Source organism: Lutibacter sp., from assembly GCF_040883305.1.
GTDB lineage: Bacteria > Bacteroidota > Bacteroidia > Flavobacteriales > Flavobacteriaceae > Lutibacter.
In genome coordinates this window covers 1-8,215 of the sequence record NZ_JBFLKT010000403.1, presented here as the reverse complement: position 1 = coordinate 8,215, position 8,215 = coordinate 1, and the positions used below count along the sequence as shown (strand labels likewise).

The window sequence follows — 8,215 nt, the reverse complement described above, 5'->3', positions numbered from 1 at the left end:
TTTTGTAAAACAGAAGTAATTATGGTTGAACCTCCTGGGCTGCCAACAACCATTTTTAATTTTCCGTTTTGTGAAACAATTGTAGGAGTCATAGAACTTAACATGCGTTTTTCAGGTGCAATTTCATTTGCTTCAGAACCAATTAAACCGAAATAATTTGGCACGCCTGATTTTGCACTAAAATCGTCCATTTCATTATTTAAAAAGAAACCAGCATTTTTAACATATACTTTTGACCCATAGGCTGTATTTAGCGTTGTGGTAACCGAAACTGCATTTCCAAATGGATCTACAATAGAGTAGTGGGTAGTTTCTTCACTTTCGTAACCGTTTAACTTTCCGTGTGAAATTTCAGAAGATTTTGTTGCTTTTTCCCAAGAAAAACTTTCCATTCTATGGTTTATGTATTTCGGATCTATTAAACTATCAATTGCAACAGAAACAAAGTCTGGATCACCCAAATAATGTGCCCTATCGGCATAAGCTCTTCGTTCAGCTTCTGTTAAAAGTTGTATGTATTTTGTTGAATTATGTTCTATTTCATCTAAATTATAAGGTTCAATTGCTTTTAATATTTGTGCCAAGCAAATTCCTCCACTTGAAGGAAGTGTCATAGATGTAATTTGAAAATCTTTATAATTAAATGTAATTGGAGTGCGCCATTTGGCTTCGTATTTTTCTAAATCTTCCATAGAAATAATACCACCTAATTCTTGAATATAATTTACAACATATTCAGCTGTTTTACCTTTGTAAAATTCATCTTTTCCATTGGTTTTAATACGTTCTAAAGTAGTAGCTAATTCGGTGAATTTTAAAGTGTCGCCAGCTTTCCATACCGTATCTAAATGAATGGCGTAATTATTAGCTTTTTTAAATTTAGAACGACTGTTATTTAAACTATTTGCTTGATTTTTAGTGATAATAATTCCGTTTTTAGCCAAGTCAATTGCAGGTTGTATAAGCGCTTCAATTGGAAGTGTTCCAAATTTTTTATGAACTTCAAATATACCGGCAATTGTTCCAGGAATTCCAACAGCCATTACACCTAATGTACTTTTATTTTCAATAAAATCACCATTTTCATCTAAATACATATTTTTTGTAGCTAACATTGGTGCTTTTTCACGATAATCTAAAGCGCCAGTATCACCATTATTTAATCTGTAAACCATAAATCCGCCTCCGCCAATATTTCCAGCAACAGGATATGAAACCGCCAAAGCTAATTCCGTTGCAACCATTGCATCAAAAGCATTACCGCCTTTTTTAAGAATTGCGACTCCAATTTTTGACGCTTCTTCTCGCGCTGAAACAACCATTGCACTATCTGCAATTAAGCCTATTTCTTTTGATGTTTTTTCTAAAGATTTAGGTTTACACTGAATTAATAAAAAGGCAAAAATTAGTATTGAAATAGATGTTCTCATTTTGATAAAAGATGGGTTGTTTTTTTTGTTGTAAATTCTATTAATTCTTGAAAATAAGCTGTGAAATCTGCTTCAAATTCTGAATAATGAAGTTTTAAATCTTCAATAGCTAAATCCATTTTAGAAATTCCCTTAGTGCGTTTATTCATTCCTTTTAAAACACGTTCAATACCTTCTAATGATGCGTAATTTACCAACCAATTGTATTGAATCATATATGGCAATAAATGTTGAAGTTCTTCGGGAAATGTATCACTATTTTCACTTAAAAAAGAATACACATTTTCGGCATATAGTTCTAAAGGAATTTCAGAATAATCAGACCAATTTTTAGCTAAAAAATGATCGTATAAAATATCGATTATAACGCCATTGTAATGTCTGTAGCGTTTGTTTAAACGGCGCATGCTTTTTTTAACAATTGGATGCGTATCTGTAAACGTGTCAATTTCTCGATGCAACAAAATTCCGGCTTGAATTTCTTTTGGATATTTTTTATATTTTTTACCCTTAATAGCATCAGAAATAAAGTTTCCAATTAAAATGTTTTTATTGTCTTTTGAAAGGTATAAATGCGCTAAAAAATTCATAAACTAATTTTAAAACAATGATACAAAAAAATCTGCCGAAAGCAGATTTTTAAGATTTTATATTCTATTAAATTGTTGTGCTTTAATAATTAATTTAATGTTTTTGCTGTTTTAACTAATTCTTTAAATTCAGCTTTAAAACCGTGTTCATCGATTAAATTTGTAGCATTTAACCATTCTAAAATAGTATCATAGTTGCTAGTTCCTTTATATTCTGATTCAGAAAGTATCATAGAAAAAGAAGCTACACTTGATGTAAATTTCATAAAATCGGATGCCTGGTTAAATGTTTTTCCTTGGTCAAAAATTTCTAATTCTAATGGAATACTGGTATCAGCATCTGGATTTTTATATCTAAAATCTATTGTAAATGTAGGGTCATTTGAGTTGTTTGCATTGTTTTTTGGAACTATTTCATAGAGTGCAGTTACATTTTGATTGGAACCAATTTCACCAGCATCTTTTTTATCATCTTCAAAATCTTCATTCTCTAAAACCCTGTTTTCATAACCGATTAAACGGTACGCTTCAACATTTTCAGGATTAAATTCAACCTGAATTTTAACATCTTTTGCAACGGTGTAAAATTTATTATAATCGTAAATAAACACTTTTTTTAGTTGTTCTATGGTATCAATATATTCGTAAGTTCCATTTCCGTTATTTGCAATTTGTTCTAAAGCAGCATCGTTTAAATTACCTCGTCCAACGCCTAAAACGGTAATATAAATGCCTAAATCTCTTTTTTCTTCAATTAATTTTACAAGCTCTTCCTGGCTAGAAGGACCCACGTTAAAATCACCATCCGTACCAATTACGATTCTATTATTTCCGTTTTCTATAAATTGTTGTTGTGCAATTTCGTAGGCTGTAATTATTCCTTGTGCCCCTGCAGTGCTTCCTCCGGCACCTAATTTATCAATAGCATTTTTAATTTTTTGCTTGTCTTTTCCTGAAGTTGCTTCTAAAACTACGCCAGCAGAACCTGCATAAGTTACAATAGCAACGTTATCATTATCAGATAATTCATCAACAAAATACTTGAATCCGTTTTTTAACAAGTCTAATTTGTCTTCGCTTGCCATAGAGCCAGAAACATCAATTAAAAAAACAAAGTTTGAAGCGGGTAAATTTTGTTTTGCAATGGGTTTTCCTTTTAAACCAATTCTAACCAATTTATTTTCGGTATTCCACGGACACTCGCTAACTTCTCCGTTTAATGAAATTGGATGTGAACCATTATTAAAAGGATAATCTAACTGAAAGTAATTTATTAATTCTTCTGTTCTGATAGCTCCTTTTGGAGGAATCATTTGACCTTGTTGCAAAAATCTACGCACATTAGCGTAAGCTGCGCCATCTGCATCTGTTGAAAATGTTGAAGTCGGATTTTCGGATACTTTTATAAATGGATTTTCAACATATTGGTTGTATTGATCACCAGTTGGTGTAAATCCGGCATAATCGACATAATAATTTTGATTTATGGCACTATCTAATGTACTATCTGAAACTTCACAAGAAAGTAAACCGATACTTATTAAAAAACTTAGTAAAAGAAATAAATTAAACTTAAATGCAGTTTTGAAGAAATTTTTCATATTGATATTTTTTTATTTACTACCAATACGAATTAGTAGTGCGAAACGCTACATTAAAATTTAAATAAGGCGTTCTTGCTTTTTTTAAAAATGTTTGTAAACTATTTAAGTTTACATCATAGAAAATAAATTTAAGAGTAGTAATAAACTGCTAATAACAATTATAAAAATATTTAATGTTCTCCAATAATTTTTAATTTTTTTTAAGTTAGTGGTGCTTAATAATATTGCTACAACACAAAAAGCTATACTAATAAAGGTAGTGTCCCATCTGCCATTTAGAAAATCTGGAAAATAATCTTTAAAAATGGTAACTCGCTCAGCTTGAGTTGTTCCTAAGTTGAAAGCATAAATCCATAAACCATATATAATTAAAGGGATTAGCAAACATATTAAACTAATTAAGGATACTATTTTTAACGAAGTTTGATTTGAAACTTTCATTTGTAATTTTTATTACTATGTGCAACTCTTTAATATTACATTTAACACCTTTTAAGGTTTAGAAAAGGAAATTATGAAACAGTAATGTTGTCGATGTTTAAAGTTAATATTTTTTTTGGAAAGATTGGATTTATTGAACTAAGTATTTTTTAAATTATGTTAGGCACTGCTTTCTTTTTTGCACTATTATTGAAAGTTCGGTTCACGAAAAGTGATATTTATTCTTCCATTTTTATAGATAGAATTTTGAGGTAAACTATGGGTGTACCTTGTTTGACAATGAGCTCCCATGATAAGTAAACTTCCATTCTCTAAATCTAAGCTGTATTCTTCGTTACTAATTTTATTATTAAAGGTAAACTCACGTACTTCTCCCAAACTAATTGAAGGCAGAATAGTCTTGTTTCCAGATGTTTCTTGATCACTATGGTGAGGAGCAAAATAATTCCCATCAGGATAGTAAAGACACATAGCAAGTTCGAATTTCTTGTTCAATAATTTTTCAACTTTTTCTCTTAATTTAGCCATCGCTCCAGTCCATACAAAACATTTTCCGTGAATTTCTTCGGGATGACTATTTTGCTTCAACAACCCTTTAGTTGCAAATAAAATTTTGAAACTATCCGTTTTGATTAATTGCCCTCCAGCTTGTATTATAATTCTAGATTTATCTAATTTGTATTTATTAATTAAAATAGCATAAAGTTCACTTGCTTCTTCTTCATTTAAAAAGTCATTCATATAATCGACTGTACAATTTATAGGTAGTTTCATAATATAATTTTCCCTTTATTAGTGTTTAACATATTTGTTTATATTTTGTTGGCAACTGATTTATTCAGATGCATTTCCACCTTTATCAAGCTTAAGAAAAGGATTAAAAACAAATTCCCATAAATTTCCATCTAAATCCGAAACGTAACTACTATAACCTCCCCAAATAACCTTTTGAGGCTCTTTAATTATTTGGACTCCAGCTGCTCTTAATTTTTCAATGAACTGGTCAACTTCCTTTTTAAATTTGGTATTGTGTGCTAGTGTGAACCCTTTAAATCCATTTCTATTTGAATCGACAGTTGCTAAATTTGTTCTTGGGTTTCAAATCTTTTGGCAACCCTGATATATGTTCATATTACATACATTTATCCCTTTCAATCTTCTTTTAGAACAATATAAATAAACGCTTTTGTCTTCATCAAATATAACAATTAAAACCAAAAAAAACCACAGCTTTTAAGCTGTGGTTTTCAATTTTATATAAAAAAGTTTTAACTATTCAACATTACTGGCATTACCAACATAGTAATAAATTCACCTTCTTCAATTCCATCAATTGGCGTTAAAATTCCAGCTCGGTTTGGTAAACTCATTTCAATTAAAACTTCGTTAGAGTTTAGGTTGCTTAACATTTCTGTTAAAAAACGTGAGTTAAAACCAATTTGCATATCGTCTCCTTGGTAATCGCAAACCAAACGTTCTTCAGCTTTGTTCGAGTAATCTATATCTTCAGCAGAAATATTTAACTCTGTTCCTGCCATTTTTAATCTGATTTGGTGCGTAGTTTTACTTGAGAAAATAGAAACACGTTTAACCGAATTTAAAAAAGTACCTCTGTCAACTGTTAGTTTATTTGGGTTTTCTTTTGGAATTACAGCATCGTAATTTGGATATTTTCCATCTATTAACCTACAAACTAAAATTACATTATCAAACGTAAATTTAGCGTTAGAATCGTTGTATTCAATAGTTACATCGTTGTCTACTGTTCCTAAAATTCCTTTTAATAAATTTAAAGGTTTTTTAGGCATTATAAATTCAGCAGCATCATTTGCGGTAACATCTGTTCTGGTATATTTCACTAATTTGTGTGCATCTGTTGCAACAAAAGTTAAATTCTCACTACTAAACTGAAAAAATACACCACTCATTACGGGTCTTAAATCATCGTTTCCAGCAGCAAAAATAGTTTTAGAAATTGCAGTTGCTAACACATTTCCAGGAATTACTGTAGTACTTGGTGCTTGAATTGAAACCGCTTTAGGAAACTCATTTCCATCAAAATAGGCCATATCATATTTACCGTGGCTAGAACTAATTTCTAACGAATTATTTTCTTCGGTTTTAAATGTTAATGGTTGATTTGGAAATGTTTTTAAAGTGTCCAATAATAAACGTGCTGAAACCGCCACTGAACCTTCAGAATCCGACTCAACATCAATAGTTGTGCTCATAGTGGTCTCTAAATCAGAAGCAGAAATCTTTAATTCGTTTTGATTTAATTCGAATAAAAAATTATCTAAAATAGGTAAGGTATTACTACTATTAATTACACCACCTAAAACTTGAAGTTGTTTTAATAATTGGCTACTTGATACTATAAATTTCATTTAAGATTATTTTAATGAATAAGTTACAAATATATTCTAAATATATTGTTATAAAAATATTATTTATCAACAGTTAATAACCTTTAACAAGGTTTTAAAACATACATTAATAGTTAGTTATAAATTTATTTTAAAAAAAGTTATAATTATGTTAATATAGTTACATTTAAACGGTATCCTATTAATTAAATTTTATATTTGTTTTTACTACTAAATTAACTGAACCATTTTATGAATAAAATAATAATATTCTTATTCCTATCAATCTTTAGCACCTCAATATCATTTTCTCAAGCACCTAAAAAACCTACTTCTGGAGACATTTACGAATCTATTCAAAAGTTAAATTTTTTAGGAACAGTATTATACATTGCAGCGCATCCGGATGATGAAAATACACGATTAATTTCTTATTTTTCTAATGAAGTTAAAGCCAGAACTGCTTATTTAAGTTTAACTAGAGGTGATGGAGGTCAAAATTTAGTTGGGCCTGAAATAAGAGAATTATTAGGTGTAATTAGAACGCAAGAATTGTTAGCAGCAAGAAAAATAGATGGAGGTGAACAGTTTTTTACACGAGCAAACGATTTTGGGTATTCTAAACATCCAGATGAAACTTTAGAAATTTGGAATAAAGATGAAGTGCTGAAAGATGTTGTTGCCGTTATTAGAAAGTTTAAACCAGATGTTATTGTAAACAGATTTAACCATAGAACACCAGGTTCAACACACGGACACCATACAACTTCGGCTATGTTGGGAATTGAAGCGTTTGATTTAGCAGCTGATAAAAATTACAAAACACATTTAAAAAACGATGTAATTTGGCAACCAAAAAGAATATTTTTTAATACTTCGTGGTGGTTTTATGGAAGTCAGGAAAATTTTGATAAAGCGGATAAAACAAATTTAATAGATTTAGAGATTGGAGCATATTATTTGCATAAAGGACTATCTAATAGTGAAATAGCTTCGTTAAGTCGTAGCCAGCACCAATCCCAAGGTTTTGGAAGTACTGGTTCCAGAGGAAATCAGACCGAATATTTAGAATTTATAAAAGGTGATTTTCCAAATAACAAAAATGTTTTTGATGGAATAGACACTTCTTGGAACAGAGTTGAAGGTGGAAAAGCAATAGCTAAAATTTTGACAAATGTTGAAAAACAATATGATTTTAAAAATCCATCAGCAAGTATTCCACAATTATTAGAAGCTTATAAATTAATTCAAAATTTAAAAGATGCTTATTGGAAAGCATTAAAATCTGAAGAAATAAAAAATATTATTGCTGCCAGTGCAGGTTTGTATTTAGAAGCAATTGCTAACAATGCTTCAACCACTCAAAATTCTAAAAACACCATTAAAATTGAAACTATTAATAGAAGCGATTATCCAGTTTCTTTAAAAAGTGTGGCAATCAATCCTTTAAATGTTGTTGAAACTAAAAACATAGAGTTAGCAAATAACGAATCGCAACAATTCTCTGTAGAAATTGAAATTCCTTCTGAAATTAAGAACACATTTCCGTATTGGCTTCATAAAAAAGGAACCTTGGGAATGTATGCAGTCCTTGATGAAAATCTGATTAGTTTGCCTGAAACTCCAAGAGAAGTTAAAGTTGATTTTATGTTAGATTTTAACGGAGTTACGATTCCGTTTACTAAGGAAGTTGTTTATAAATACAACGATCCGGTTAAAGGTGAAGTCTACCAACCTTTTGAAGTGTTGCCAGAAGTTTCAGCATCATTTCCAGAGAAAGTACA

General features: G+C 30.1%; 7 protein-coding genes and 1 pseudogene. 1 reads left to right on the top strand and 7 read right to left on the bottom strand.

The features are described from left to right. From ggt to dnaN, 7 genes and pseudogenes are all read right to left on the bottom strand, one after another. On the bottom strand, positions 1 to 1,430 hold a 1,430-nt coding region (gene ggt, locus AB1Z17_RS13105), incomplete at its 3' end, for a gamma-glutamyltransferase (RefSeq protein ID WP_368052225.1). Then, positions 1,427 to 2,020 carry an ACP phosphodiesterase gene (locus tag AB1Z17_RS13100; RefSeq protein WP_368052224.1) on the bottom strand — a complete coding sequence of 198 codons (594 nt, stop codon included), beginning with the start codon at positions 2,018 to 2,020 and terminating at the stop codon, positions 1,427 to 1,429. The genes AB1Z17_RS13100 and ggt, both read right to left, overlap by 4 nt. 89 nt (positions 2,021 to 2,109) lie before the next feature. Continuing rightward, on the bottom strand, positions 2,110 to 3,621 hold the full coding sequence (locus AB1Z17_RS13095) for a von Willebrand factor type A domain-containing protein (protein WP_368052223.1): 1,512 nt from the start codon (positions 3,619 to 3,621) through the stop codon (positions 2,110 to 2,112). A gap of 111 nt (positions 3,622 to 3,732) precedes the next feature. Next, a complete protein-coding gene (locus AB1Z17_RS13090; RefSeq protein ID WP_368052222.1) occupies positions 3,733 to 4,065 on the bottom strand; it encodes a hypothetical protein in 333 nt (110 codons plus the stop codon). A gap of 186 nt (positions 4,066 to 4,251) precedes the next feature. Next, the gene (locus AB1Z17_RS13085; protein WP_368052221.1) at positions 4,252 to 4,839 is read right to left on the bottom strand and encodes an alpha-ketoglutarate-dependent dioxygenase AlkB; all 588 of its coding nucleotides are present in this window, start codon (positions 4,837 to 4,839) and stop codon (positions 4,252 to 4,254) included. Positions 4,840 to 4,899: 60 nt separating this feature from the next. Further along, a pseudogene (locus AB1Z17_RS13080) lies at positions 4,900 to 5,130 on the bottom strand (VOC family protein); the annotation flags it as partial. A 203-nt stretch (positions 5,131 to 5,333) separates the two neighbouring features. Then, entirely contained in the window at positions 5,334 to 6,452 is a 1,119-nt protein-coding gene (dnaN, locus tag AB1Z17_RS13075) for a DNA polymerase III subunit beta (RefSeq protein WP_368052220.1), read from the bottom strand. A gap of 231 nt (positions 6,453 to 6,683) precedes the next feature. On the opposite strand from dnaN, the gene AB1Z17_RS13070 reads away from it, so the two are divergent. Next, positions 6,684 to 8,215, top strand: a 1,532-nt coding sequence (locus tag AB1Z17_RS13070) for a PIG-L family deacetylase (protein ID WP_368052219.1), incomplete at its 3' end; no start/stop codon positions are given.

Bases quoted from the DNA above. Each gene is read 5' to 3' on its own strand.
- AB1Z17_RS13100 (WP_368052224.1), bottom strand. From the start codon at position 2,020: ATGAATTTTTTAGCGCATTTATACCTTTCAAAAGACAATAAAAACATT.
- AB1Z17_RS13095 (WP_368052223.1), bottom strand. From the start codon at position 3,621: ATGAAAAATTTCTTCAAAACTGCATTTAAGTTTAATTTATTTCTTTTA.
- AB1Z17_RS13090 (WP_368052222.1), bottom strand. From the start codon at position 4,065: ATGAAAGTTTCAAATCAAACTTCGTTAAAAATAGTATCCTTAATTAGT.
- AB1Z17_RS13085 (WP_368052221.1), bottom strand. From the start codon at position 4,839: ATGAAACTACCTATAAATTGTACAGTCGATTATATGAATGACTTTTTA.
- dnaN (WP_368052220.1), bottom strand. From the start codon at position 6,452: ATGAAATTTATAGTATCAAGTAGCCAATTATTAAAACAACTTCAAGTT.